Here is a 25651-nt window from a genome sequence, read left to right as displayed (position 1 = left end):
CGCACCCACCCCAAACGACAACGTCGGCCTTCAAGACCACAACCGGGTCTCGAAGGCCGACGTCACGCACGGCCCCGAATAAACCAACAGCATCCGCCAGGTGCGTGAGGCGGGGCCTGATTCAATGGCCCGGTCGTCCCCGGGAGACGCGCCGACCGTCCTCAACTGCCGGTGTGGGTCAGCGTGCGGCGCCGGATACGAGCCCCAGAAACCCCGCCACCGTCGCGGCCATCGCCTCGCGCCCCGGCGCGATGTACTTCCGCGGGTCCACGCCGGTCGTGTTCTCGGCCAGGTACGCCCGCACCGCGCCGGTGAACGCCGTGTTCAGCGCCGTGCCCACGTTGATCTTGACCATGCCGGAGGAGGCGACGGCCTGGCGGATCTCCTCGTCCGGGACGCCGCTGGAACCGTGCAGCACCAGCGGGACCGGGACCGCGTCGCGCAGCCGGCCGATCAGGGCGTGGTCCAGGGCGGCGGTGCGCTCGGTCATGGCGTGGGAGGAGCCGACCGCCACGGCCAGCGCGTCCACGCCGGTGTCACGGACGTACGCGGCGGCCTCGGCCGGGTCGGTGCGGACGCCGGGGGTGTGGGCGTCGAGCGGGGCCTCGCCCTCCTTGCCGCCGACCTTGCCGAGCTCGGCCTCGATCCAGATGCCGCGCTCGTGCCCCCAGGCCACCGCCTCGGCCGTGGCCCGCACGTTCCCCTCGTACGAGAGCTTGGAGGCGTCGAACATCACCGAGCCGAAGCCCTCCGTGTGCGCCTGGTGCAGCAGCTCCACGGACTCGACATGGTCGAGGTGGAGTGCGAGGGGGGCGTCGGAGGTGCGGGCGACGGCGGCGGCCGCGGCGGCGATCGCGGAGAGCCGTCCGCCGTGGAATTTCACGGCGTTCTCGGAGATCTGCAGGATGGCGGGGGCTCCGGCGCGCTCCGCGCCGGCCGCGATGGCCTCGGCGTGTTCCAGCGTGATGACGTTGAAGGCGGCGATTCCGCGTCCCTCGGCCTGTGCGGCGGAGACGAGTTCACCGGTGCTGACGAGCGGCATGCTGACCCCTGTTGCTTCTCTGTGCTGAACGGCCCCGACGGCCCAAGGAGCCGGGCGGGCCGGTACGGGTGGCGGCTCAGAGCCTGTCGGGTGACCTTCGATCGGGAAGCGTGCGTGCCAGGGCGTGGCCGCCCGGTCAGAGGTCACCCGACAGGCTCTCAGGCCGCCGCGGTGTGCTCCTCGACGCCGACGCGCGGCAGCAGCTCCTCGTACGCCGCGCGGTCGAAGTCACCGGCCGTCGGGGAGAGCACGGTCGCCGTCGACAGTGCCACCGCCCGCCGCAGCCGGTCCGGCCAGCTCAGCCCCTCGACGAGGCCGGACAGCAGTCCGGCCACCGCGGAGTCGCCCGCACCGGTCGGATTGCCCAGGACCTTGGCGGGCGGCGCTGCCTGCCAGGTGCCGTCGGGGGTGACCGCCAGCATGCCGTCCGGGCCCAGGGACGCGACGACGCCGTGCGCGCCGCGGCGACGGGCGTCGCGGGTGGCGCGCAGCGGTTCGCGCGAGCCGGTGAGCCGGGCGAGCTCGTCGGCGTTGGGCTTGATCAGGTCGGGGCGGGCGGCGATGCCGCGGCGCAGCGGTTCGCCGCTGGTGTCCAGGAGCACGGGGACACCGGCGGTGCGGGCCAGGCGGACCAGTTCGGCGTAGGCGCCGACGTGTATGCCCGGCGGCAGACTGCCGCAGAGGGCGACGGCGTCGGCCCCGGTGAGGAGCTCTTCGTAGCGGCCGAGGAGGGCGGCCCATTCGGCGGCGGTGACGAGCGGGCCGGGTTCGTTGAGCTGGGTGGTGTCGCCGGTGGCCCGGTCGACGACGGCGATCGTGCGTCGGGTGTTCCCGGCGACCTCGACGAGGGCGTCGGTGACCGGCGCGGCGGCGGCCGTCGGATCCGTCTCCCGTGGCGCCGGTGCGGCCAGCAGCTCGCGCAGTACGGCTCCGGTGGAGCCTCCGGCGAATCCGGTGACCACCGTGTCGTGGCCGAGGGCGGAGAGCACCCGGGCCACGTTGAGGCCCTTGCCACCGGGCCGCTCGGACATGTCGCTGACGCGGTGGCTGGCGTGCGGGACGAGTTCCGGGACGTCGTACGTCAGGTCGAGTGCCGTATTCAGTGTGACCGTGAGGATCACCGCGGCCGCCCCCTCGATCCCTGCTCCGGAGCGCGAATCCGTGGATGGAATGCGCTTTCTCTGCCTGTTTCCCAGGCGATCATGCCAAAGAGGCGGCGGTCGGCCCAGACCCCCGGACCAACCGCCGTCTCTTCGTTACGCATTCGACTCGCCGTCAGCAACGGGTCAGATTCAACCGATCCGGGGCTCTTTGATCCATGTGCCCTTGCGCATGACGCCCTGGAGCGCGAAGTCCGCGTCCAGGACCACGAGGTCCGCGTCCTTGCCCGGTTCCAGCGAGCCGACCTTGTCGTACACGCCGAGCAGCTGGGCCGGGTTGGCGGAGATGGACTGCACGACGTCCTCGACCGGGATCCGGTCGATGGTCACGGCACGGTGGAACGCGGTGTCCAGGGTGAGCGTGGAGCCTGCGATCGAGTTGCCCTCCACCAGCCGCGCGACGCCGTCCTTGACCTCGACCGCGAGCGGGCCGAGCTGGTACCGGCCGTCGCCGAATCCGGCCGCGTCCATGGCGTCGGTGATCAGCGCGACACGGTGGGCGCCCGCGTGGTGGTACGCCAGCTCCAGGGCGGCGGGGTGCAGATGCGTACCGTCGTTGATCAGCTCGACGGTGATCCGCTCGTCCTCCAGGAGGGCGGCGATCGGGCCGGGCTCGCGGTGGGCGAGCGGAGGCATCGCGTTGAACAGGTGGGTGGCGACGGTGGCGCCCGCGTCGATCGCCTCGACGGTCTGCTCGTACGTGGCGTCGGTGTGCCCGATCGCGGCGATCACGCCGTGCTCGGCGAGCAGCCGCACCGACTCGATGCCGCCCGGAAGTTCGGTGGCGAGGGTGAACATCTTCGCGGTGCCGCGCGCCGCGTCCATCAGCTTGCGGACCTCGGCCGGGTCCGGGTGGCGCAGCAGCTCCTCGCTGTGCGCGCCCTTGCGGCACGGCGAGATGAACGGCCCCTCGAAGTGGATGCCGGCCAGGTCGCCCTGCTCGACCAGCTCGGAGAGGACACCGGCCCGGTGGGCGAGGAAGTCCATCTCCCCGGTGACAGTGGAGGCGACCAGTGTGGTGGTGCCGTGCTCGCGGTGGGTGCGGATGCCGGTGAGGACCTCGTCCACGGTGCCGGAGGTGAAGGACGCGCCGCCGCCGCCGTGGTTGTGCATGTCGACGAAGCCCGGGACCACCCAGTGGCCGCTCAGATCGACCGTCCGGGCGCCCTCCGGCGTCGAGCCGGCGATCCGGGTGCCCTCGACGATCACCCGGCCGTCCTCGACGGTCCCGGTGGGAAGCACCACCCGGGCACCTGCGAGAACTGTGCTGTCTGCGCGTCCGGCCATCAGGCGGATACCTCCGTGGAGAGAAGATCCCAGGCGAGCAGCCCTGCGCCCAGGCATCCGGCGGTGTCCCCGAGGGCCGCCGGGACGATGTGGGGCAGCTTCTGGAACGTGACGCGTTCCTCGACGGCCGCACGGAGTGGTGTGAACAAGGTTTCCCCGGCCTCGGCGAGCCCGCCACCGATGATGAGCATGCGGGGATCGAGCAGGGTCAGTGCGGTGACCAGCCCGGCGGCGAGCGCGTCGACGGCGTTCCGCCAGACCTCCACGGCCGCCGGGTCGCCCGACTCGACGGCCTTCGCGCAGTCCGCGGCGTCCGCCGTCGGGTCGCCGGACGCGGCGGCCCAGGCCCGGGTCACCGCGGAGGCGGACGCCAGGGTCTCCAGGCAGCCGCGCTGGCCGCAGCCGCAGTCGGGGCCGTCCGGCCAGACCACGATGTGGCCGATCTCGCCCGCGTACCCGTGCGCGCCGGACTCGATGGTGCCCGCGATGCCGATGGCCCCGGCTATTCCGGTGCCCAGCGGCATGAAGAGGAAGCGGTCGGCGCCCCGGCCCGCGCCGATCCGGCCCTCGGCGAGCCCGCCGGTACGCACGTCGTGGCCGAGCGCGACGGGGACGCCGCCGAGCCGCTCGCCGAGCAGCCGCCGCATGGGTACGTCACGCCAGCCCAGGTTCGAGGCGTAGACCGCGACCCCGTTCTCGGCGTCGACGATGCCGGGCACGGCGACACCGGCGGCGACGGCACTCTCGCCGAAGTGCTCCTCGCCGTACGCCCGCAGGTCCGCGGCGAAGGCGAGGATCGACTCCACGACGGCGTCGGGACCGCGCTCCCTGCCGGTCGCCCGCCGCGCCTCGTGCAGCAGGGCGCCGTCCGCCCCGACCAGTGCGGCCTTCATTCCGGTGCCGCCCACATCAAGGGCGATGACGTGTTTCACGGGAAACAGTTTCGCCCGAGGAACCAAAAAGGTCTAGTCCACTATGGGGGTTTGTTGCGCATCCATACAAAATCGCGCCCGCTCAATCGTCCCGGCGAACCGGGCCGACGGGATCAGGACGAGAGGATCACGCTGCGCGAGAGGTTGCGCGGGCGGTCCGGGTCGCACCCCTTCGACTCCGCGAGCGCCACCGCCAGCCGCTGCGCCCGGATCAGGTCCGCCATCGGGTCCGCGGTGGCGTGCGCGACCAGGGTGCCGCCCACCCGTGCCACATCACCGGCGAGCCCTTCCGGCAGCGGACCGAACACCCATGCCACCCGGTGCGGCCCGGTGATCGAGATCGGGCCGTGGCGGTACTCCATGGCCGGGTACGACTCCGTCCAGGCGCCCGCCGCCTCGCGCATCTTCAGCCCGGCCTCCTGTGCCAGGCCGTACGTCCAGCCGCGCCCCAGGAACGTCCACTGCTCGGCCGAGACCACCGCCTCGTCCAGCGGCTCCGTCACCGCGAGCTCCGCGTCGACCGCCGCTGCGGCCACCGTCTTCACCCCGGCCGGCAGCGGCCCCGACGCCTCCAGGCCGGCCCGCAGAAAGGCCAGCGCGGTGGTGGCGAACCGGGTCTGGACGACCGACTCCTCGTCCGCCCAGTCCAGTACGGCCACCGCGTCGGCGGCGTCCATGACCGGCGTCCCCGGGTCGGCGGTCAGCGCGACGGTGGTGACCTTGCCGCGCAGCTCGCGGAGGAGCTCCAGCACCTCGGTGGTCGTACCGGAGCGGGTGATCGCCACCACCCGGTCGTACGGCCGCCCGGCGGGGAATTCCGACGAGGGATACGCGTCCGTCTCGCCCTGCCCGGCCGCCTCGCGCAGCGCCGCGTATGCGATGGCCATGAACCAGGAGGTGCCGCACCCGGTGACGGCGACCCGCTCGCCGGGCCGCGGCAGTCCGTCGAACACCGCCCCCGCCTCCGCGGCACGCCGCCAGCAGTCGGGCTGGGTGGCAATCTCTGATGCGGTACGGGACATGCTGAACGGCTCCTTGCGGCATGGAACGGGTGGCGATGCGGGCGATGCGGGCGGTGCGGCACAGCGTCGGGGCAAGGATCCGGATCACGAGGGACCCGGAAGTGCCTTGCGCCGAAACCTGCTTAGCAGTCGGCGCCGATCAAGGGCAATGCCCTCGCCGCCGAACCGGACGCGGATCCGGGGACGTTGCGAAAGCGATACCGCGCTGGTGTAGACCTTCGGCGACCGTCGCGGCAGGATCGCAGCTCATCCGGGGGCCCACGGGGACGTGGCCGGCACGGATGACGCGAGGGACAAGGACGGTCTGGGCTGTGGAGCGGCGCTACTCGGGACTGACAGCGGCTGCGGCCGCACTGGTCATGGCAGCGACGCTGTCGGGCTGCGGCGGCACCGGCAGGGGATCGGAGGACGTCACCCTCAGGCTCGTCGCGGCCGACTACGGCACGGGCGCGGCCAACAGTTCCGAGAAGTACTGGGCCCGGCTCGTGAAGGGCTTCGAGGCGTCCCACCCCGGCATCAAGGTCGATGTCAGCGTCTACGCGTGGACGGACATCGACCGCGAGGTCGCCGGCCTGGTGAAGAAGGGACAGGCCCCCGACATCGCCCAGATCGGCTCGTACGCCGACTATGCGAAGGCCGGCAAGCTCTACCGGGCCGACCAGTTGCTGACCATCCCCGCCCAGGCCAACTTCCTGCCGCACCTCGCCGAGGCGGGCAGTGTGGACCGGACCCAGTACGGAATGCCGTTCGTCGCCAGCACCCGGCTGCTCTTCTACAACAAGAAGTATTTCGCGCAGGCCGGCCTCGACGCCCCGCGGACCTGGGACGACATACGTGACGACGCGACCGTGCTCGAACAGCGCGGGGTGAAGTACCCGATCGCGCTGCCGCTCGGCCCGGAGGAGGCCCAGGCCGAGACGATGATGTGGCTGCTCGGCGGGGGCAGCGGCTACGTCGACGACGCCGGCTCGTACCAGATCGACTCGGCCGAGAACGTCAGGACGGTCGACTGGCTGAGGACGAACCTGGTCGACAAGGGCCTCGTGGGCCCGGTCGCACCCGGCAGGCTCGACCGGGGCAAGGCGTTCGCCGCGTTCACGCGCGGCGAGGTCGGCATGCTGAACGGCCACCCGACGCTGATGCAGGAGGCCGAGAAGAAGGGCGTCCAGGTCGGCATGGTCCCGCTGCCCGGAATCGGCGGCCCCTCCAAGGGCTCGATGGGCGTCGCCGACTGGATCATGGGCTTCAAGCAGCGCGACCACCGGGTGGAGATGGGCAAGTTCTTCAACTACCTGTTCACCGACAAGAACGTCATCGACTTCGCCGACGAGTACGACATGCTGCCGGTCACCGACAGCGCTTCCGCGGCGATGGAGTCCGACCCCCGCTACAAGCCGCTGCGCAAGTTCCTGGCCGCGCTGCCGAACGCGGAGTTCTACCCGTACGGCAAGACGTCCTGGGCCCGGGCCAGCGAGTCGATCAAGGAGAACATCGGCAAGGCGGTCGAGCCGGGCGGCAGCCCCGCGAAAACGCTGCGACGGATCGCACGGGACGTGGCGGCGGAGGGCGCCGAGTAGCACAGGGGCGAGCGGCGAGCGGCGGGCGGACGGAGGGTGCCGGGCACCGGAGCATGGACCGGCCGGGGGAACGGGTGGGCTCCCCGGGACGGGCGATATGTTGGCTGATGTGACCACTCCCTCGAACGGCCCCGGCACCACGGACGGCCCCGGCGGCCTCTCCGACCGGGACCGTGCCGTGCTCGCCGTCGAGCGGCAGTCGTGGGCCGGGCCCGGGGCGAAGGACCGCGCGATCCGCGAACGGCTCGGCATCTCGCCCACGCGCTACTACCAACTGCTCAACGCCCTCCTCGACGACCGCCGGGCCCTGGCGGCCGACCCGGTGACGGTGAACCGCCTGCGCCGCGTACGGGACGCGAGGCGAGGGCGCCGCTGAGAGGGCTCGTCCGGGGCGCCGTCGTGTTTTCCGCCCCGGCGGGATCAGGGCGCTCAGCGGTCGAGGAGCGGGGGTCCCGGATTCCGCGCCCCCGGGAAAGCCTGTGACGGGGCCCCCGGCGCCGCGTTGCCGCTATAGGCTCGCCCCATGGGCAGCAACCCGCACGCACCCGCGCCGAGCGAGATCCCGTCCGAGCTCCCCACCCCCACCACCCCACCCGGCCGAGAAGCCCTCGACGCGATCCTCGCGCGCCCCGACCGCGCCGTCATCGCGCTCGATTTCGACGGCACCCTCGCGGACATCGTCCCCGACCCGGACCAGGCCCGAGCCCACCCCCGCGCCGTCGGCGCGCTCGTCGCGCTCGCCCCGAAAGTGGCCTCCATCGCTGTGATCACCGGCCGCCCGGCCGGCGTCGCGGTCCGGCACGGCGGCTTCGCCGGAGTGCGGGGACTGGACCACCTCGTCGTCCTCGGCCACTACGGTGCCGAACGCTGGGACGCCGTGTCCGGCACCGTCCGCACCCCTGCCCCGCACCCCGGCCTGGCCGCGGTCCGCGCCGAACTCCCCGGTGTGCTCGACCGGTTCGGTTCATGGCGTGGCACCTGGGTCGAGGAGAAGGGCCAGGCGCTCGCCGTCCACACCCGCCGGGCCACCGACCCGCCGGCCGCGTTCGAGGCCCTGCGCGAACCCCTCGGCGAGCTCGCCGCCCGGCACGGACTGATCGTCGAACCGGGCCGCCTGGTCCTGGAGTTGCGCCCGCCGGGCATGGACAAGGGCGTGGCGCTCGCGCGGTACGTACGGGAGACGGACGCCGAGTCCGTCCTCTACGCGGGCGACGACCTGGGCGACCTCGCCGCGTACGCCGCCGTGGAGAAGCTCCGCACCGAGGGCCCCGACGGCATCCCGGGCCTGCTGGTGTGCAGCGGCAGCGCGGAAGTGCCCGAACTGGCCGAACGCGCGGATCTGCTGCTCGACGGCCCGGGGGCCGTCGTCGGCTTCCTGGCAGCGCTGGCCGAGCGGATCTGACGGCTCACTCCCGCCGCAGCGCGTCCAGCTGATCGAGGAACCACTGCTGCGGCGGCAGCGCCACCGCCGCCGCGGCCAGCCGCTCGGTGCGCGCGGCCCGTTCGTCGTCCGCCATGGTCAGGGCCTCGTGCAGCGCCGCGGCCGTCGCGGACACGTCGTACGGGTTCACCACGACCGCGTCGCTGCCCAGCTCCTCGTACGCCCCCGCCTCCCGCGACAGCACCAGCGCGCAACCGTGGTCGGAGACGACCGGGATCTCCTTGGCGACCAGGTTCATGCCGTCGCGGATCGGGTTGACGAGCGCCACATCGGCCAGCCGGTACGCGGCGAGCGAGCGGGCGAAGTCGTCCTTGACGTGCAGCACGACCGGTGTCCAGCCCGCCGTGCCGTACACGGCATTGATGTCGTCGGCGACCTGCCGCACCTCGGCCGTGTAGGCGCGGTACACCGGCAGGTCCTGCCGCGAGGGGTAGGCGAAGGCGACGTGGACGACGCGCTCGCGCCATTCGGGCCGCTCGTCGAGGAGCGCGCGGTAGGCGAGCAGTCCGCGCACGATGTTCTTGGACAGTTCCGTCCGGTCCACTCGTACGATCGTCCGCCGCCCGGGGCCGACCTGCTCGCGCAGCGCCGCCATCCGCTCGTCCACGTCCGCCTCGTGCGCGCGCCGGCGCAGGAAGTCCGCGTCCGCGCCGAGCCCGTGCACCCCGACCCTGGTCCGCCCGGTGCCGCCCAGGATCTCCGTGCAGCAGCCGATGAAGGCGTCCGCCCAGCGCCGGGTCAGGAACGCCGCCCGGTCCGCGCCCAGCATGCCGTGCAGCAGCTGCTCGGCGATGTCGTCGGGGAGCAGGCGGAAGTAGTCGACGGGTGCCCACGGGGTGTGCGTGAAATGGCCGATCCGCAGGTCGGGGCGGAGGCCGCGGAGCATGCCGGGCACCAGCGCCAGGTGGTAGTCCTGCACCAGCACCGCCGCGCCGGGGCCCGCCTCCTCGGCGAGCGCCTCGGCGAAGGCCCGGTTGTACGTCTCGAACGACGCCCACTGCCGCCGGAACTCCGCGTCGAAGACCGGCTCCAGCGGGGTCTGGTACAGCATGTGGTGGACGAACCAGAGCACCGAGTTCGCGATCCCGTTGTACGCGTCCGCGTGCACGGCGGCGTCGATGTCGAGCATCCGTACACCCGGCTCACCGACCCCACGCCGGACCGCCTCCCGGTCCCCGTCACCGAGCGCGGCGCACACCCAGAGCTTGTCCTGGACGGCGCTCAGCCCGGAGACGAGCCCGCCGCCGCCCCGCTTCGCGCCGAGCGATCCGTCGGTGCCCAGGGTGTACGACACCGGACCGCGGTTGGACGCGACGAGGACCTGGGCGGCGGGCTGGGCTTCGTGCTCGGAGACCATGTTGCGGAATCTAGCCCGATCACGAACCGCCCAAACGTGCGAAGTCAGGCCGCGCGGCGTGAAACGTACTCCTCGATCTCGCGCATCGGAGGCCGCTCCTCGGTGTCCACCGCATGGGTGCGCGGCACGAAGCCGTGCTCGCCCCGCTCGAACTGGGTGAGCGAAGGCCGCACCAGGTGTCCGCGGGACAGCCGGAGCTGGGCGGTCCGGTAGATCGCCGCCGCCATCCGGCCGAGCGCCTGCCCGTCCTGGTGGCGGTGCTTGCGCACCCCCACGTCGACCTGGGCCAGCGCGTCCAGGCCCACCGTGTGCAGCGCGTCGACCAGGAGACCCAGCTCCACGCCGTAGCCGACGGGGAAGGGCAGCTGTTCGAGCAGGGAGCGGCGTACGGCGTACTCGCCGCCCAGCGGCTGGACGAAGCCGGCCAGCTGCGGCCAGTGCAGATTGAGCAGCGGACGGGCCACCAATTCGGTGACGCGGCCGCCCTGTCCCGCGGTGTCACCGAGCGGCCGGTCGTACATCGCCTTGACGAACCGCACATCCGGATCGGTCAGCAGCGGGCCCACGATGCCGGAGACGAAGCCGGCCGAGAAGTCCTTCAGGTCGGCGTCGACGAAGCAGACGATGTCACCGCCGGTCACCAGGAGCGACCGCCACAGCACCTCGCCCTTGCCGGGCACGGCGGGTATCCGGGGGAGTATGTCGTCCCGGTGGACCACCCGCGCACCGGCCTCCCGGGCCACCTTCGCGGTGGCGTCCGTCGAACCGGAATCGATCACCACGAGTTCGTCGACCAGCTGGACCTTCTCCATCAGCTCGCGCCGGATCGTCGCGACGATCTCGCCGACCGTCGCCTCCTCGTCGAGCGCGGGCAGCACCACACTCACGCTGCCGCGGCCCTGTTCCTTGGCGGCCAGGAGCCGGTCCAGCGGGCGGTCGGCGGCCGACCAGGAACGCCTGGCCAGCCAGCGTTCGACCTCTTCCAGCACGGTCGGTACTCCCTGTATGTGATCCATCTCGCGGTTCGGACGGCTATCTCAACAGTCCGCTGCTTCGGTTACAGTCTTGAACAACGCGGATGGCCATCGCATGTCGGGGTCAGTCCGCCAATAAATGCCCGGATCCCCGATCCGGTGCCACAGCGCTCATCCAGAGGGACTGAGGGAACGGCCCGTTGAAGTCCCGGCAACCCTCCTGCCGACCGCGAGGTCACGTGGGGAAGGTGCCAATTCCGTCTCGCGGCGAAACGCGCCGCGAGGAAGATGAGGAGAAAGGGCCTCGCCTCCATGGCTGCGCAGACTGTTGCAGTAAGCACCAATTCTTCCATCGACGCTGACGCCGGGACCGGCACCGTCGACCTCGGGCCCGCCGCGGCGCTTTCCTGCCGCGAGTGCGGCGAGCGTTTCGAACTCGGTCCCATTTTCGCCTGTGCGTCCTGTTTCGGGCCGCTCGAAGTGGCGTACGACCTGCCGAGCGGCTCCCCCGAAGAGCTGAAGAAGCGCATCGAGGCCGGACCCGACAACATCTGGCGTTACGCACCGCTGCTGCCGGTCCCCGCCGATGTCGCGGACAAGCCCAACATCAACCCCGGCTTCACCAAGCTGGTCAAGGCCGACAACCTCGCCCGCGAGCTGGGCGTCACCGGCGGTCTGTACGTCAAGGACGACTCCGGCAACCCGACGCACTCCTTCAAGGACCGTGTCGTCGCCATCGCCGTCGAGGCCGCCCGCGCCTTCGGTTTCACCACCCTCTCCTGCTCTTCCACCGGCAACCTCGCCGGCGCGGTGGGCGCCGCCGCCGCCCGCGCCGGTTTCCGCTCCTGCGTGTTCATCCCGCACGACCTGGAACAGGGCAAGGTCGTCATGGCTGCGGTGTACGGCGGTGAGCTGGTCGGCATCGAGGGCAACTACGACGACGTCAACCGCTTCTGCTCGGAGCTCATCGGCGACCCGCTCGGCGAGGGCTGGGGCTTCGTCAACGTCAACCTGCGCCCCTACTACGGCGAGGGCTCCAAGACCCTGGCGTACGAGATCTGCGAGCAGCTCGGCTGGCGGCTGCCCGACCAGATCGTCATCCCGATCGCGTCCGGCTCGCAGCTCACGAAGATCGACAAGGGCCTCCAGGAGCTGATCAGGCTCGGCCTGGTCGAGGACAAGCCCTACAAGATCTTCGGTGCCCAGGCCGAGGGCTGCTCCCCGGTCTCCACCGCCTTCAAGGCCGGACTCGACGTCGTACGGCCCCAGAAGCCGAACACCATCGCCAAGTCCCTGGCGATCGGCAACCCGGCCGACGGCCCGTACGTCCTGGACATCGCCCGCCGCACCGGTGGCGCGGTCGAGGACGTCGACGACGAGCAGGTCGTCGACGCGATCAAGCTGCTGGCACGCACCGAGGGCATCTTCGCGGAGACGGCCGGCGGGGTGACGGTCGGCGTGACGAAGAAGCTCATCGAGGCCGGTCTGCTCGACCCGGCGCTGACCACCGTCGTCCTCAACACCGGTGACGGCCTCAAGACCCTGGACGCGGTGGCCGCCACCTCGCAGGCGACCGCGACGATCCGCCCGAGCCTGGACGCGTTCCGCGCCGCCGGACTCGCCGCCGGCTGACCACCCGAGACCGAAGAGAGGCACCCACCATGAGCGTCAAGGTCCGCATCCCCACCATCCTCCGCACCTACACGGGCGGCCAGGCCGAGGTCCCGGCGGAGGGTTCGACCCTCTCCCAGGTCATCGCGTCCCTGGAGGAGAACCACCCGGGCATCGCCGCCCGCGTCCTGGACGACCAGGGCAAGCTGCGCCGCTTCGTGAACGTGTACGTCAACGACGACGACGTGCGCTTCGAGGGCGGTCTGGAGACGGCGACGCCGGACGGCGCCGGCATCTCGATCATCCCGGCGGTCGCGGGCGGCTGCTGACCCCCTGTCCGTTTTCATGGCGTTATCGGAATTGCCCCCTCCGCGAGAGAAGCGGAGGGGGCAATTCTGTGTGGTTGAGCGCGGTACAGTGTGGGAAGTCCCCCCAGCTGCCCGTGCCGCCCGCATATGAGAATGCGCCCGGTCCCGACAAGAAGCAGCCAAAGTGCGCGATCTCCTTGCGCCATAAGTCGCCTTTGCCCGGCCCGACTTGCCCTGGAATCTGATGAATTCCCCATATTCGGGTGTTCGATGCTGCCCAGAATTCTCGTCCGATTGACCTGTTGCAGAGGGCAGTTGGGCAGATACATTCGGCCGCGGTCGACGCGTTCCGGCGCACACACCCTCTCCTGTCGGAGGGTGAGTTCTGACCCGGGTCCGCGAAGTGCGGTCCTGCGCAAGGGCCAGTAATAGGGGAGTTAGGCATGGCTCAGGGCACCGTCAAGTGGTTCAACGCGGAGAAGGGGTACGGCTTCATCGCGGTCGACGGTGGTGCGGATGTTTTCGTCCACTACAGCGCGATCCAGATGGACGGGTACCGCACCCTCGAAGAGGGTCAGCGAGTTGAATTCGAGATCTCGCAGGGCCAGAAGGGGCCGCAGGCGGACATGGTCAAGCTCGCCGTCGGCTGAGCTCGACGCGGTCGGCCAACGACACCACTCACGCACGGAGGGCCTGTACCCCAGGGGTACAGGCCCTCCGTGCGTGAGTGGTGTCCGGGGCATCCGCGAGAGGATCGCGGTTGTCCACATCCCGAGGGGGACGCTTGCACTCGAGGGGGTCGAGTGCTAATCATTGGCGTTAGCACTCTCCAGGTGAGAGTGACAGAACTTGGACCGGGCCGGTGAGGCCCGCAGGGCCGGTGGGGCAAGGAACCACCGGTCGCGCAGGCCGTCCGTCGCGGGCGCCACTCGGTCCGGAGAAATCCACCCCTGTCCGGGAGGACCACTTCACATGGCCAAGATCATCGCGTTCGACGAGGAGGCCCGGCGCGGTCTCGAGCGCGGCATGAACCAGCTCGCCGACGCCGTCAAGGTCACCCTTGGCCCCAAGGGTCGCAACGTCGTCCTTGAGAAGAAGTGGGGCGCCCCCACGATCACCAACGATGGTGTGTCCATCGCCAAGGAGATCGAGCTGGAGGACCCGTACGAGAAGATCGGTGCGGAGCTGGTCAAGGAGGTCGCCAAGAAGACGGACGACGTCGCCGGCGACGGTACGACCACCGCCACCGTTCTCGCCCAGGCCCTCGTCCGCGAAGGCCTTCGCAACGTCGCCGCGGGTGCCAACCCGATGGCCCTCAAGCGGGGCATCGAGAAGGCCGTCGAGGCCGTCTCCGCCGCCCTCCTGGAGCAGGCCAAGGACGTGGAGACCAAGGAGCAGATCGCTTCGACCGCCTCCATCTCCGCCGCCGACACCCAGATCGGCGAGCTCATCGCCGAGGCCATGGACAAGGTCGGCAAGGAAGGCGTCATCACCGTCGAGGAGTCCCAGACCTTCGGTCTGGAGCTGGAGCTCACCGAGGGTATGCGCTTCGACAAGGGCTACATCTCGGCGTACTTCGCCACCGACATGGAGCGCATGGAGTCGTCCCTCGACGACCCGTACATCCTGATCGTGAACTCCAAGGTCAGCAACGTGAAGGACCTCCTTCCGCTGCTGGAGAAGGTCATGCAGTCCGGCAAGCCGCTGCTGATCATCGCCGAGGACGTCGAGGGCGAGGCCCTGTCGACCCTGGTCGTCAACAAGATCCGTGGCACCTTCAAGTCCGTCGCCGTCAAGGCCCCGGGCTTCGGTGACCGCCGCAAGGCCATGCTCGGCGACATCGCCATCCTCACCGGTGGCACCGTCATCTCCGAGGAGGTCGGCCTCAAGCTGGAGAACGCCGGTCTCGACCTGCTCGGCCGCGCCCGCAAGGTCGTCATCACCAAGGACGAGACCACGATCGTCGACGGTGCCGGTGACAGCGACCAGGTTCAGGGTCGCGTCAACCAGATCCGCGCCGAGATCGAGAACTCCGACTCGGACTACGACCGCGAGAAGCTTCAGGAGCGCCTCGCGAAGCTGGCCGGCGGCGTGGCCGTCATCAAGGCCGGTGCCGCGACCGAGGTCGAGCTGAAGGAGCGCAAGCACCGCATCGAGGACGCGGTGCGCAACGCCAAGGCCGCCGTCGAGGAGGGCATCGTCGCCGGTGGTGGCGTGGCTCTGCTCCAGGCCTCGGCCGTCTTCGAGAAGCTGGAGCTCTCGGGTGACGAGGCGACCGGCGCCAACGCCGTCAAGCTGGCGCTGGAGGCCCCGCTCAAGCAGATCGCCGTCAACGGTGGTCTCGAGGGCGGCGTCGTCGTCGAGAAGGTGCGCAACCTGGCCGTCGGCCACGGTCTGAACGCCGCGACCGGCGAGTACGTCGACATGATCGCCGAGGGCATTCTCGACCCGGCGAAGGTCACGCGCTCCGCCCTGCAGAACGCCGCGTCCATCGCCGCGCTGTTCCTCACCACCGAGGCCGTCATCGCCGACAAGCCGGAGAAGGCCGCCGCGGCCGCCCCGGGCGGCATGCCGGGCGGTGACATGGACTTCTGATCCTGACGGATCGGTAGTTCCTGTACAGCTGTACCGCATCGCCCCCGGGACCATCAGGTCCCGGGGGCGATGTCGTTCCTGCCCCGGCCGGGGCTCCCGGGCACCGCCCCCGGACGGCGGGCACCCCGCGGGGGTGCGGCAGGACGCGCCCGCGGTGCCCGCCGGAGCACCGTGAGCGCGTGATACCGCGGCCCGCCCTGGTACCGCGCAGGGCTCCCCGGCCCGCCGGTCCGCCACTCGTCGCGCCGGACGCCGTGCGGAACGCCCTACGGGAGCCGGTCGAGGAGCCAGGCGCAGAGCTCCTGTGTCACGAGGGAGTGCCCCTCGTTGTGGGACGCGAGCAGGAACTCGTCCAGCCCGCTCTCCTCCCGCGGGAGTGCGGAGATGTTCGCGTACAGCTCCTCGTCCGTGTCCAGATCACGGATGTCGACCGCGCTGACGGCCGGCACGAAGCAGTGCGAGCGGATCCGTACGTCGGTCTTGAACCCGAGGACCGGGCTGAGGGCGTTGAAGGCGTCGGCGAGGATGCCGAAGCCTTCCAGCGAGCCGCCGGGCGCACCGTCGATGGACGGGAGTCCGGACGTACGCCCCTCGTTGCTCTTCAATGTCACCACCCGCAGCTTCGCGACGAGTTCGTCGTCGCCCGGCGCCTGGGTGTACAGCTTGGTGCCCAGGACCGAGAGCCCCTTGCCCTCCAGGGCCAGTTCGCCCGCCCGCACGTCGGTGCCGACGCCGTCGGCCGTGCCGTTGGCGACGCCGATCAGCCGCGGCCGGCGCGGCCACTCGCCGACGGCCTGCATCTCGGCGAGGAACGCGGCACGCTGGTCGCTCCGTTCCGGCGTCCCGTCCCACTTCTCGATGTGCCGCCACAGCAGCTGGCGCGCGGCCGGGCTGTTGATCTGGTCGGAGAAGCGGCTGTCGAGATCCTTGATGTAGTGCGCGAACGCCTGGAGCGCGATCGGGATCCAGGCGCCGCGGTGCGGGCTGTCGTACGAGAAGTACAGAGCGGCCTGGTGGTCGACGTCCTGGCTCTCCATCGCGGCCAGCGCGTGCCGGGTGACGAGCCCGCCCATGCTGAACCCGCCGACGGCCAGTGGTGTGTCGCCCCGACGCTCGTCGATGGCGCGCGCGATCGCGGCCTGCGCGGTCTTGGAGTTGTCCGGAATCGACGCACTGCGCTCATGGAAGCCGAGAAGGATGACGTCGTGCCCCCGGCGGCGCAGCTCGCTGATGAGCGCGTAGTCGCCGAACTCCATGATCTCCCAGCAGAAGTCCAGGCTGCTCGGCCCGGTGTTGAACCCGTCGGCGAAGATCACGGGCCGTACGAGGCCCGGGTTCCCCTCGCCGTAGTAGACCCAGGCGGTGCCGCCCGGCAGATCCCACACGGTGCTGGGCGGCAGCGGCAGGGCGCCGTGCGGCTCGGCGTCCAGACGGGGGCCGGGGACCAGGGTGATGGGGGGCCTGCTGTGAAGCTCCGAGACGATCTGCTCGTGGGTCGGTTCGGACATGATTCGTTCCCCTTTGGGTTGGTTCGTTACAGCGCGCCAAGAGGAACACGCAAGGTAGCGACCGGGCGGCGGAAGTGGATCAAACCACTCCCAGGTGGGAGCCGGTTTCGGACACCCCCGGGGTGTGGGGGCGTTGGGGGAGCGGGAGTGGTGGGAGTGCGCCGTGAGTGATGCGCGTGCGCCGCTGCCGTTGGGGTGGAAAACCGGGCCGCGTGCCTGTGGCAGCGTGCGAACGGTCGCACATGTTTGTGATCTTGGAACTCCGGGCCGCCGCGCCGATGCGGTCTGTCTTCCCGTGTTTCTCTCTCGTACGAGGAGTCCCGTGCGTATTCGTTCGATCCTCTCTCTCGCCGCGTCCGCCGTCGCCGTCGCGGCGCTGGCCACCCCCGCCCAGGCCGCCGACGCCGCCGACGGGGCGTACTTCATCCGTGATGTGCGCACCGGCGCGTGTCTCGCGGGCGGTGAAGGTCCGCTGGGCGGTCACATCGAGCCCTGCAACCCGGGCACCGTGTGGGAGATCCGCAACCAGGGCAACGGCCTGGCCGAGATCCGCGACCCGCGCGGGGCGAACCGCTGTCTGGCGCTCTCGCCGGTCCGGATCTACCCGCCGGCGGTGTGGGTGGACGAGTGCGGCCGCCAGCCCGACCAGTGGACCATCCAGGGCCCGGCCGACGAGGTGCCGGTCGTCATTTCCCTCTACCGGGGTGAGCTGGGCCATCTGACCACGGAGGGCAGGCGCGTGGTCGTCAGCCCCGACAGCGGCCGTCCCCAGTGGATCCTGGAGCGGCTCGGCTAGTACCTGCCCCGTCAGTCACCCAACCGCCCCGTGCCGGGATCGTTCGTTCCGGCACGGGGCGGTTTCTCCGTGGGGAGCTCAATCGCGGCGGGGACCGATGACCGACGTCCCGTCGTGCACGGTGATCGCCAGGGCCGGGCAGATGTCGGCGGCGTCCAGAACCCGTTCGTCCGGCTCGATCCCGTCCGCCTTCACCCGGGCGTGCTGCCCGTCCAGGGCGAAGACCTCGGGGACGGTCCCGGCGCACATGCCGGACGCCTGGCAGAGCTGCGGATCGACGCGTACGTTCCAGGTCATCCCGGTCACCAGCCGACCGGCATGACGCGCGGGCCGCGCACCAGCATCTCGGACTTCCACGTCACGTCACCCGCCAGTTTCAGCCCCGGGAAGCGGGCGATCAGCGCGCCCAGTGCTTCCTGGAGTTCCAGCCGGGCCAGCGGGGCGCCCAGGCAGTGGTGGACCCCGTGGCCGAATCCGAGATGCTGATTGCCCTCGCGGGCGATGTCCAGCACGCCCGGGGCGGTGAACCGCAACGCGTCGCGGTTGGCGGCGCCCACCGCGACCAGGACCGGACTGCCGGCCCGGACGAGGGTTCCGCCGACCTCGATGTCCTCGGTGGCGTAACGGGGTTGGCCCGCACCGCTGCCCAGCGGCACGAAGCGCAGCAGCTCCTCCACCGCGTTCGGAACGAGCTCGGGCTCGGCCCTGAGCCTGGCCAGCTGGTCCGGGTGGTCCAGCAGAGTGAGGACGAAGTTGGGGATCTGGGACGCCGTCGTCTCGTGTCCCGCGACCAGGATGCCGACGCACAGGTCGACGAGTTCGAGTTCGGAGAGCCGGTCGCCGCCGTCGCGGGCCTCGATCAACGCCGTCATCAGGTCGTCCTGCGGTTCCCGGCGGTGCTGCTCGATCAACCCGCGCATATAGGCGCGCAGTTCCTCGCGGCTGGCGTCGAACTCCGCCGCGGTGAGGGAACTGGTCGACAGGGCGTCGTCGCTCCACACACGGAAGCGCGGGCGGTCCTCGGTGGGTACGCCCAGCATCCGGCAGATCACCGCGACCGGCAGCGGCAGCGCGAACAGGTCTACCAGGTCCGCGGGTTGTCCCGCCGCCTCCATGTCGTCGAGGAGGGTCGCGGTCAGTTTCCGTACCTGCGGCCGCAGCTTCTCGACCTGACGGACCGTGAACGCCTTGGCGACCAGGGAGCGCAGCCGGGTGTGGTCGGGCGGGTCCATGCCGAGGATGCCGCCGTCGCGCTGCCCCTCGGACTGCCGGGGCTCGTCGTGCGAGGCGGCCGCGGCCCGGCTGAACCGCTGGTCGCCCAGGACGAGCCGGGCGTCGGCGTAGCGGGTGGCGAGCCAGGCCGGTTCGCCGTAGGCCAACTGGACCCGTAACAGGCCCGGCTGGTCGCGAACACGCTCGTACTCCTCGGCGAGCTGCAGACCCTCGGCGGTGTTGAAGGGGTAGGCGAGGGGTGCGATGTCTGCTGTGGTCATTGCGGCCTCCCAAATGTAAGCAGCTGCTTACAACGGTAGGAGTGGCTGCGCGGGCGGTCAACAACGCTTTACGGCCGTTATCCTGACGGGCCGTTTTGAGAGGAAGGCCGCCATGGAGTCCGCCCCCGCACCGCCGTCCGGAGAGCGCCGTCGCGATGCCGCGGCCACGCGCCGCCGGGATGCCGCGGCAACCCGGCGCCGGCTGCTGGAGGCGGCCCGTGACCTGTTCGCCGAACGGGGTTACGAAGGGACGACGGTCCGGAGCATCGCGGAACGGGCCGGAGCCAACCAGGCCCTGCTCTTCCGGTACTTCGGGTCCAAGCAGGGGCTGCTCACGGAGGTCCTCGCGCAGGGCGGCCTCGAACAGTTGCGGGCGACGCCGCCCGAGGAGCTCTTCGAGACCGCCCTGCGCTCGATGCTGACCCGTAGCGCGGACGCCGGGCCCGGGGACCGCTCGCTGGAGGTGTATCTGCGGTCCATCGGAGGCGGCGACGAAACGGCCGGAACTCTTCGGGAGCTGGGCGAGGAGTACCAGAGGGTGCTGGCCGGACTCTCCGACGCCCGGGACGGCGCCCTGCGTGCGGATCTCGCCATGGCGTGGCTTCTCGGCATCGGCCTGATGCGGACGGTCGTCGCACGCGAGCCGCTGGCCGGTGCCGAACCGGACGACGTCTGCCGCCTCGTGCTCGGCACGCTCAGTCATCTCTGGTCGGCGCCGGACCAGCAGCCGTAGGGACGGGTTCGGGTCCGGGAGGCAGGTCCGGGAGAGGGCCCGGGGCAGGCACAGAAACAGATCCGGGAGTCGGCTGGGGAGACAGGCCCGGGCCCCGGAGCTCAAGCCCCGGGGCCCGGACGTGCTGTGTGCTGTGTGCGGTGCGCGGCTACCGGTGGCGGGCCTCGAAGGCGGCGAAGGCCGCCTCCTGGCGCCACTCGGTCGCCGCCTTCGGGTTGTCGGCGAGGTAGCGGGCGCAGCGCGTGCTCGGGTGCCCGGCGCCGGGACGGTTGCCCGAGCAGGCGGCGACCGGACGGTAGCCGGAGGGGGCGGAGCCGGTGGCCCACAGGCTGCGGCCGTTGCGGAACGCGTACTCCAGCGAGGCGCGCGCCAGGTCCTTCAGCTCGGTGTAGCGGAGGCCGTACGTCTTGGCGGCGTACCGGTACTCGTGGCTGATGTCGATCCGCGAGACCCCGGGGTCGTCCGTGGACAGGACCACCGGGACGCCGTAGCGGCGGTAGGCGTTGAACGGGTGGTCGTTGCCCGCGATGCCGAGGATCTGCTTGTTGCTGGAGAACGGCACCTCGACCGCGACCTTGCGCCGTGCCATCGTCCGGGCGAGCCCGCGCCAGTCGTTCTCGTGAACCAGGTCCACGCCGTGCCCGATGCGTTCGGCTCCGGCGACGAGTACGGCCTCGCGGATGTGGAACGTCAGGTCCTCGGGCTTGACCAGGCCGGGGGCCAGCTCACCGGCGTGCAGGGTGAGGTGGGCGCCCGGGTACTGGCCGCGCAGGTACTTCAGCATCCGCATCTGGAGGCTGTAGTTGGCCAGCGAGCTGTCCCAGTCCTCGGGCTGTACGAGGTTGACGGCGACGAACCGCGGGTCGCGCTCGGCCAGCCGCATGCCGAGTGCCATCTGCGTGAACACCCGCGCCGGGGAACTTCCCCGGGATACCTGGGAGATCCACCTGACGGGCAGCCGGCAGCCCGGGTCGGGGCGCGCGGTGTCGCAGTGCGCGGCCTTGCGGAACTGGACGTCGGTGTCGTCGGCCTCCTTGACCGCCTCGTCCACGACCCGGTCGAGCTTCCCGCCGGCCACGAGCTTGCGGTGGAACGCCGCCAGGTCGGCGTCGTAACCCACGGACTCCGCAAGCTGCTTGGCGCTGTCCGAGGCGGGGGAGACCATGGTCTCCAGATAGAACTGGTTCTGCTCGACGACGGTGTTGGCCACATTGGCGAGCATCTTGCCGCGGGTGTACCAGGTCGCCATGCCGAACTTGTCGAACGTGTCGAAGAAGTGGTCGTGCCCGGACTGATTGGCCGGGAAGTCCTGCATGGACCAGGCCCGGATGATCTGCTGCTCGAAGGCGGCGTCCGTCCGCGCGTCGGCGGCGGGCCTGGTGCCCGGTCCGCACGGCGGCGCGACCGCCTTCATCGTCGCGTCGATGCACAGGCCGCCCTCGGCCGCGAGCTTGATCAGATACTCGGTCGTCACTGCGCCGGACAGGTGGTTGTGGAGGTCGCCCCCCTTGGGCAGGGCCTTGAAGAAGGACTTCAGCCTCTCGGGGCTGTTCCGCAGCGAGTCGAGGTAGGCGGAGGTCCTGCGCTCGGCGGCGGTCACCGCGCGGGGTGACGTGTACGAGGCGACCCGTGACGAGGACTCCTTCCCGGGCGTGGGCGCGGCGTTGGCCGGGATCGCCGGGAGCAGAGTCAATACGGCAAGTGCGCCGAGCCCTGCCGGGAGCAGGGACTTGGGACGGTGAGCCGTCCGGTTCGATGAGATCACCGAGGCATGATTGCGTCCGGGGAGAGCATTTCTCACCCAAATCGCATCTATGGCCGGAAACCTCCACCCGATGGAGTGTGCGCGCGGACACGCTCCGTGGCGCGATCGCACGCGCTTTCCGTGCCCCGGGCTCAGTGGCGACGACCTCTGCCCTCGTTCGCCATCCGCCCTGTTCCCCTCCGTGCGGGGGTATCCCCCGATCGCGAATCCCGGCGAGCTTTTTGGGGCCAGGCATGACAACTCCCTGTGACATTCGTGCGGTTGCCCGTTCTGCGCCTCGTCCGGACCGACCGCACGTTGGACACGCTGGGTATGCATTGTCATTACTCAGCGTGGAAAGGGATGAGGCATGACGATCAAGGAACGGCGCAGGGCGGCAGAGGGCAGAGTGCGGGCGGCGGAGGACGCGGTGACGCGGCTGAAGGAAGGGCTCTCGGGGGTGGGCATCACGTTGCCGTCGTTGCGGATCGACCCGGTGTCGTCCGCGGGGAGCGACTCGATGACGCCGTTGGTCGACCTCGGCCGGTGCAACCTCGACACGGCGCTGCGGCTGAGTGTGGTGCTGGAGAAGCAGGGGCTGGCAGGCCATGACGGGTGAGGGGCCGGAGCGGTGCGGGCCGGAGCCGGGGTCGTTCGCGGTGGACACCCGGGACGGGCGTGTGGGGCGCGTGATGGGGCGTGTCGGGCCGTACGTACAGCTGCGTGCGCCGGGCGGTGGGGCGGAGTGGGACTGCCCGCCGGAGTCGGTGCGCCCGGCCCCGCTCGGGGAGGTGCTGCGGGCCCGGGTCAGGGAGGTCAACCGGGAGGGGCGGCTGCCGTGACGGTGCCGGCCGGGTAGGCCCGGGTGGGGCCGGCGCGGCGGTGGACGTATGGAGGGGCGGCGCCCTGAGCGGGGGGCCGCTCTCCGGTCGTGCCGGTGGGTTCGGTCAACTCGCCGCGCGGAGCGGGGCACGGCACCGGGCGCGGTCAGGAAAAATTCAGGAAGGCCCTGCCAGCGTGCCGTCCCATGACGACCGACACGACCGACACGTATGCGACCGGCACGCGCTCCCATGCGCGGCAGATGCTGAACAAGGTCCCGGAAGTGACCCTCTACTTCTGGGTGATCAAGGTGCTGTGCACCACCGTGGGAGAGACCGCGGCCGACCTGCTCAACGAAAACCTGGGCATGGGGCTGACCAACACCTCGTACCTGATGAGTGCGCTGCTGGTCGTCACCCTGGTCTGCCAGTTCCGGGCGCGTAGGTACGTACCCGGGCTCTACTGGCTGTCCGTGGTCCTGATCAGCGTGGTCGGCACGCTGATCAGCGACAACCTGACCGACAACCTCGGTGTTCCGCTCCAGACCACGACGGTGGTGTTCGCGGTGGCGCTCGCCGTCACGTTCTTCGCCTGGTACGCGAGTGAGCGGACGCTGTCGATCCACTCGATCCGGACGACGCGCCGCGAGGCGTTCTACTGGCTGGCGATCCTGTTCACGTTCGCGCTGGGCACGTCCGCGGGGGACCTCGCGGCGGAGAAGCTGGACCTGGGGTACTGGCTCTCCGCGGTCGTGTTCGCCGCGCTGATCGCGGCCGTGGCCCTCGCGCACCGCACGCTGGACTTCAACGCGGTGTGGTCGTTCTGGATCGCGTATGTCCTGACCAGGCCGCTCGGCGCCTCGCTGGGCGACTACCTGTCGCAGCCCACCGCGGACGGCGGGCTGGGTCTGGGTGCGGTCGGCACCAGCGTCCTGTTCCTCGTCGTCATCCTCGGCCTGGTCGTCTTCCTGACCCGGACCCGGTGCGATGTGGTGGGGAACGGTGCCGTCGAGACGGCCGGCGCACGGGAAGTCAGCCCGCGGGAAGGGTGACGACGAAACGTGCGCCGGGGGCCGCGGTGTCCAGCGTGATGTCGCCGCCCGCGGCCCTGGCCAGTCGGCGGGCCAGGGCCAGTCCGAGCCCCGCGCCGTCGTGTCCGTCCTCCGGGCGGGCGCGACGGCCGGGTTCGAAGAGCGAGGCGACGAAGTCCTCGGGGACACCGGGGCCGTCGTCGCAGACGTACACCGTGACCTCGCCCGCGCTCGCCGCCCAGGTGAGGGTGATCGAGTGGGCGGCGTAGCGGCGGGCGTTGTCCAGGAGGGGCGTGAGGATGCGCTCGGCGGTCTCCTCACAGACGCCGATGCTCACGTCGGCCGCGTCCCCCGATACCTCGACGGTCACCGCGGGGGCGTCGGGGAACAGGACCGCGTTGCGTTCTGCCAGGCGGTGCGCGACATCGGCGGGACGGGAGCGGCCGGGGGTCTGCGCGGTGCGGGTTCGGACCTCCGAGAGCAGTGAGTCACAGATCTGCCGCATGGTCGCGGCGGCGCCCGCGATGGCCTCCAGGGAGGCCGCCTGCTGTTCCGCATCGCGCGGTCTTCCGGTCAGCCACTCGGCCTCCGCGGTGATCCGGGCGAGCGGGGTGCGCAGTTCGTGGGAGAGCTCGGCGGCCTGCTGCTGCTCGTGGCGCAGGACCGCGGCGAGCCGGTCGAGCAGGGCGTCCAGGCTGGTGGCGAACGCGGCGAGTTCGGCGGGCCGGTCCTCGGAGCCGAACCGTTCGGCGGCGCCCGCGGCGCTCCACCGGGTGGCCTGTTCACTCATCGCGGCGACGGGGCGCAGGGCCCGGCGCACGACGAGGCGGGTCAGCAGATAGATGGTGGCCAGCAGCAGCACGGCCAGCGCGACCGAACCGACCAGGGCCGTGTCCGCGGTGGAACGGTACGGGTCAAGGCTGACGGAGCTGACGACGGTGCCGGCCTGCGCGGGGGTGTGCCCCTGCCGGGCGGGGGCGTCGACGGGGAACGCGTACAGCCGCCACGACCCGGGGCCCTCGGTGTCCGTGAACGTCTCGCGCCGGCCGGCGAGCCGGGCCGCCTGCGCCTGAAGCCCTGCCGGGGCGTTGGCGGGCTTTTCGACCACCTTGCCGCCCTGGAAGATCCAGATCCCGGCGTCCAGGGCCTGGTCCTCGGTGGGTTCCCGTACGACGAGCCGGCCGTCCGGGCGTACGTCCACCGTTGCCGCCACGGCCTCGGCGCGGGTGCGCAGGACGTCGTCGGCCTGTCCGTGGAGCCGTTTGTCGAGGGCGATGTTGAAGACGGTGGTCAGGACGCCGATCCACAGCGCGCTGGTGGCGAGGGCCATCAGGGCGAGGCGGCCGCGGAGGGTCGGGGGGCGCTTCATCGGTGCATCGGGGCCTCTGGTCGGACGCGGCGGACGTGTTGCCGTTCTGGTTCTCAGCCGAAGCGGTGGCCGACGCCGCGGACGGTGCTGATGGTCTGCGGGCTGTCCGCCTCGCGGAGCTTGCGGCGCAGGCGGGCCAGGTACTGGTCGAGGGTGTTGTCGCTGACCTGCGCCCCTTCCGGCCAGCCCGCCCGCAGCAGGGCCCGGCGGCGCACCACGCTCCCGGGGCCCGCCATCAGGCACGCCAGCAGACGGAACTCGGTCGGCGTCAGGGCCACGGGGCGGCCGTGGACCGTCAGCTCGTGCTTGACCGGGTTCAGCCGCATCGCCCCCGCGCTGTCGGCGAGGGTGGTGCGGCCGTGGTGACCGGCCCGGCTCAGGACCGCCCGGACGCGGGCCGCGAGCTCGCTGAGATGGAAGGGCTTCACCAGGTAGTCGTCGCCGCCCGAGGCGAAACCGGAGAGCCGGTCGGTGAGATTGCCGTGGGCGGTCAGGAAGATCACCGGAACGCCGACCCCGGCCCCGCGCATCGCCTGGCACACATCGCGCCCGTCGGAGTCCGGCAGCCCCACATCGAGGACGACCGCGTGCACCGACTCGTCGACGGTCTTCAGGGCGGTCGCGCCGTCGACGGCGGTCACGACGTCGAAGTCCTCGTCGCGCAGGCCACGGGCCAGGACATCGCGCAGGCCGTGGTCGTCCTCGACGACAAGTATGCGTGCAGCGGTCACCCGGCCAGTATGACCCGATCCGTACCGGGCACCCCAGCGCGTTCAGGTTCTGTTCAGGTGGCGTGCGACACCCGGCTCCGAAGTGCGCACCGCGACCGGCCGGACGGCGGCGGGTTGCC

At 71.1% G+C, this 25651-nt stretch carries 25 protein-coding genes and 1 riboswitch; of the genes, 12 read left to right on the top strand and 13 right to left on the bottom strand.

Going from position 1 to position 25651, the window contains the following annotated elements; all coding sequences use genetic code 11:
• Positions 1 to 178: 178 nt before the first annotated feature.
• The 5 genes from ACF08M_RS35665 to ACF08M_RS35645 all read right to left on the bottom strand — a co-directional run bounded on the left by ACF08M_RS35665 (position 179) and on the right by ACF08M_RS35645 (position 5443).
• A complete protein-coding gene (locus tag ACF08M_RS35665) occupies positions 179 to 1042 on the bottom strand; it encodes a ketose-bisphosphate aldolase (protein WP_392189433.1) in 864 nt (287 codons plus the stop codon).
• A 158-nt stretch (positions 1043 to 1200) separates the two neighbouring features.
• The gene (locus tag ACF08M_RS35660; protein ID WP_392189432.1) at positions 1201 to 2163 is read right to left on the bottom strand and encodes a 1-phosphofructokinase family hexose kinase; all 963 of its coding nucleotides are present in this window, start codon (positions 2161 to 2163) and stop codon (positions 1201 to 1203) included.
• Positions 2164 to 2334: 171 nt separating this feature from the next.
• On the bottom strand, positions 2335 to 3489 hold the full coding sequence (gene nagA, locus ACF08M_RS35655) for an N-acetylglucosamine-6-phosphate deacetylase (protein ID WP_392189431.1): 1155 nt from the start codon (positions 3487 to 3489) through the stop codon (positions 2335 to 2337).
• Positions 3489 to 4421: an ROK family protein gene (locus ACF08M_RS35650; RefSeq protein ID WP_392189430.1), complete on the bottom strand. Its 933-nt coding sequence runs from the start codon at positions 4419 to 4421 to the stop codon at positions 3489 to 3491. The genes nagA and ACF08M_RS35650 overlap by 1 nt, the downstream gene beginning before the upstream one ends.
• Before the next feature lie 113 nt (positions 4422 to 4534).
• Positions 4535 to 5443, bottom strand: coding sequence for an SIS domain-containing protein (locus ACF08M_RS35645; protein ID WP_392189429.1), 909 nt, complete (start codon positions 5441 to 5443; stop codon positions 4535 to 4537).
• Between the two features lie 359 nt (positions 5444 to 5802).
• Here ACF08M_RS35645 and ACF08M_RS35640 point away from each other — a divergent pair, with 359 nt between their 5' ends.
• The 3 genes from ACF08M_RS35640 (at position 5803) to otsB (ending at position 8422) form a co-directional block, all read left to right on the top strand.
• Positions 5803 to 7020 carry an ABC transporter substrate-binding protein gene (locus ACF08M_RS35640; RefSeq protein ID WP_392189437.1) on the top strand — a complete coding sequence of 406 codons (1218 nt, stop codon included), beginning with the start codon at positions 5803 to 5805 and terminating at the stop codon, positions 7018 to 7020.
• A gap of 97 nt (positions 7021 to 7117) precedes the next feature.
• A complete protein-coding gene (locus tag ACF08M_RS35635; protein WP_392189428.1) occupies positions 7118 to 7396 on the top strand; it encodes a DUF3263 domain-containing protein in 279 nt (92 codons plus the stop codon).
• Between the two features lie 147 nt (positions 7397 to 7543).
• Entirely contained in the window at positions 7544 to 8422 is an 879-nt protein-coding gene (gene otsB, locus ACF08M_RS35630) for a trehalose-phosphatase (RefSeq protein WP_392189427.1), read from the top strand.
• A 4-nt stretch (positions 8423 to 8426) separates the two neighbouring features.
• Here otsB and ACF08M_RS35625 read toward each other — a convergent pair whose 3' ends face one another.
• Positions 8427 to 9818: a trehalose-6-phosphate synthase gene (locus tag ACF08M_RS35625; RefSeq protein ID WP_392189426.1), complete on the bottom strand. Its 1392-nt coding sequence runs from the start codon at positions 9816 to 9818 to the stop codon at positions 8427 to 8429.
• Between the two features lie 44 nt (positions 9819 to 9862).
• Positions 9863 to 10807 (bottom strand): glucosyl-3-phosphoglycerate synthase, encoded by a 945-nt coding sequence (locus tag ACF08M_RS35620; RefSeq protein WP_392189436.1) that lies wholly within the window; start codon positions 10805 to 10807, stop codon positions 9863 to 9865.
• 153 nt (positions 10808 to 10960) lie between these two features.
• A riboswitch (SAM riboswitch) is annotated at positions 10961 to 11087 on the top strand.
• A 17-nt stretch (positions 11088 to 11104) separates the two neighbouring features.
• On the opposite strand from ACF08M_RS35620, the gene thrC reads away from it, so the two are divergent.
• From thrC to groL, 4 genes are all read left to right on the top strand, one after another.
• Positions 11105 to 12424, top strand: coding sequence for a threonine synthase (gene thrC / locus ACF08M_RS35615; RefSeq protein WP_392189425.1), 1320 nt, complete (start codon positions 11105 to 11107; stop codon positions 12422 to 12424).
• Positions 12425 to 12453: 29 nt separating this feature from the next.
• Positions 12454 to 12732 carry a MoaD/ThiS family protein gene (locus ACF08M_RS35610; RefSeq protein WP_392189424.1) on the top strand — a complete coding sequence of 93 codons (279 nt, stop codon included), beginning with the start codon at positions 12454 to 12456 and terminating at the stop codon, positions 12730 to 12732.
• Positions 12733 to 13154: 422 nt separating this feature from the next.
• A complete protein-coding gene (locus ACF08M_RS35605; RefSeq protein ID WP_003967346.1) occupies positions 13155 to 13361 on the top strand; it encodes a cold-shock protein in 207 nt (68 codons plus the stop codon).
• A gap of 322 nt (positions 13362 to 13683) precedes the next feature.
• Positions 13684 to 15306, top strand: coding sequence for a chaperonin GroEL (groL, locus tag ACF08M_RS35600; RefSeq protein ID WP_072487928.1), 1623 nt, complete (start codon positions 13684 to 13686; stop codon positions 15304 to 15306).
• Between the two features lie 266 nt (positions 15307 to 15572).
• Here groL and ACF08M_RS35595 read toward each other — a convergent pair whose 3' ends face one another.
• Entirely contained in the window at positions 15573 to 16814 is a 1242-nt protein-coding gene (locus ACF08M_RS35595) for an esterase/lipase family protein (RefSeq protein WP_392189423.1), read from the bottom strand.
• A gap of 322 nt (positions 16815 to 17136) precedes the next feature.
• Between ACF08M_RS35595 and ACF08M_RS35590 the strand changes: the two genes are divergently transcribed.
• Complete coding sequence (locus ACF08M_RS35590) at positions 17137 to 17610, top strand: hypothetical protein (protein WP_392189422.1); 474 nt, start codon at positions 17137 to 17139, stop codon at positions 17608 to 17610.
• A gap of 78 nt (positions 17611 to 17688) precedes the next feature.
• On the opposite strand, the gene ACF08M_RS35585 is transcribed toward ACF08M_RS35590, so the two are convergent.
• Together ACF08M_RS35585 and ACF08M_RS35580 are read right to left on the bottom strand one after the other, a co-directional pair.
• On the bottom strand, positions 17689 to 17907 hold the full coding sequence (locus tag ACF08M_RS35585; RefSeq protein WP_392189421.1) for a ferredoxin: 219 nt from the start codon (positions 17905 to 17907) through the stop codon (positions 17689 to 17691).
• Between the two features lie 5 nt (positions 17908 to 17912).
• The gene (locus ACF08M_RS35580) at positions 17913 to 19103 is read right to left on the bottom strand and encodes a cytochrome P450 (RefSeq protein WP_392189420.1); all 1191 of its coding nucleotides are present in this window, start codon (positions 19101 to 19103) and stop codon (positions 17913 to 17915) included.
• 112 nt (positions 19104 to 19215) lie between these two features.
• Between ACF08M_RS35580 and ACF08M_RS35575 the strand changes: the two genes are divergently transcribed.
• Complete coding sequence (locus ACF08M_RS35575; protein ID WP_392189419.1) at positions 19216 to 19836, top strand: TetR/AcrR family transcriptional regulator; 621 nt, start codon at positions 19216 to 19218, stop codon at positions 19834 to 19836.
• A 148-nt stretch (positions 19837 to 19984) separates the two neighbouring features.
• On the opposite strand, the gene ACF08M_RS35570 is transcribed toward ACF08M_RS35575, so the two are convergent.
• The gene (locus ACF08M_RS35570; protein ID WP_392189418.1) at positions 19985 to 21601 is read right to left on the bottom strand and encodes an adenosine deaminase; all 1617 of its coding nucleotides are present in this window, start codon (positions 21599 to 21601) and stop codon (positions 19985 to 19987) included.
• 349 nt (positions 21602 to 21950) lie between these two features.
• Here ACF08M_RS35570 and ACF08M_RS35565 point away from each other — a divergent pair, with 349 nt between their 5' ends.
• The 3 genes from ACF08M_RS35565 to ACF08M_RS35555 all read left to right on the top strand — a co-directional run bounded on the left by ACF08M_RS35565 (position 21951) and on the right by ACF08M_RS35555 (position 23453).
• Entirely contained in the window at positions 21951 to 22199 is a 249-nt protein-coding gene (locus ACF08M_RS35565; protein ID WP_392189417.1) for a hypothetical protein, read from the top strand.
• Positions 22189 to 22422, top strand: a complete 234-nt coding sequence (locus tag ACF08M_RS35560) for a hypothetical protein (protein WP_392189416.1) — start codon at positions 22189 to 22191, stop codon at positions 22420 to 22422. The genes ACF08M_RS35565 and ACF08M_RS35560 overlap by 11 nt, the downstream gene beginning before the upstream one ends.
• Before the next feature lie 185 nt (positions 22423 to 22607).
• On the top strand, positions 22608 to 23453 hold the full coding sequence (locus ACF08M_RS35555; protein WP_392189415.1) for a hypothetical protein: 846 nt from the start codon (positions 22608 to 22610) through the stop codon (positions 23451 to 23453).
• Here the strand turns inward: ACF08M_RS35555 and ACF08M_RS35550 are convergent.
• Positions 23434 to 24801 carry an ATP-binding protein gene (locus ACF08M_RS35550; protein ID WP_392189414.1) on the bottom strand — a complete coding sequence of 456 codons (1368 nt, stop codon included), beginning with the start codon at positions 24799 to 24801 and terminating at the stop codon, positions 23434 to 23436. The genes ACF08M_RS35555 and ACF08M_RS35550 overlap by 20 nt on opposite strands.
• Positions 24802 to 24854: 53 nt before the next feature.
• Positions 24855 to 25532 (bottom strand): response regulator transcription factor, encoded by a 678-nt coding sequence (locus ACF08M_RS35545; RefSeq protein ID WP_392189413.1) that lies wholly within the window; start codon positions 25530 to 25532, stop codon positions 24855 to 24857.
• Between the last annotated feature and the right edge of the window lie 119 nt (positions 25533 to 25651).

The organism is Streptomyces sp. NPDC015032 (assembly GCF_043080425.1).
Taxonomy (GTDB): domain Bacteria; phylum Actinomycetota; class Actinomycetes; order Streptomycetales; family Streptomycetaceae; genus Streptomyces.
The sequence above is the reverse complement of the archived record's forward strand: the minus strand, read 5'-3'. Positions and strand labels throughout refer to the sequence as shown.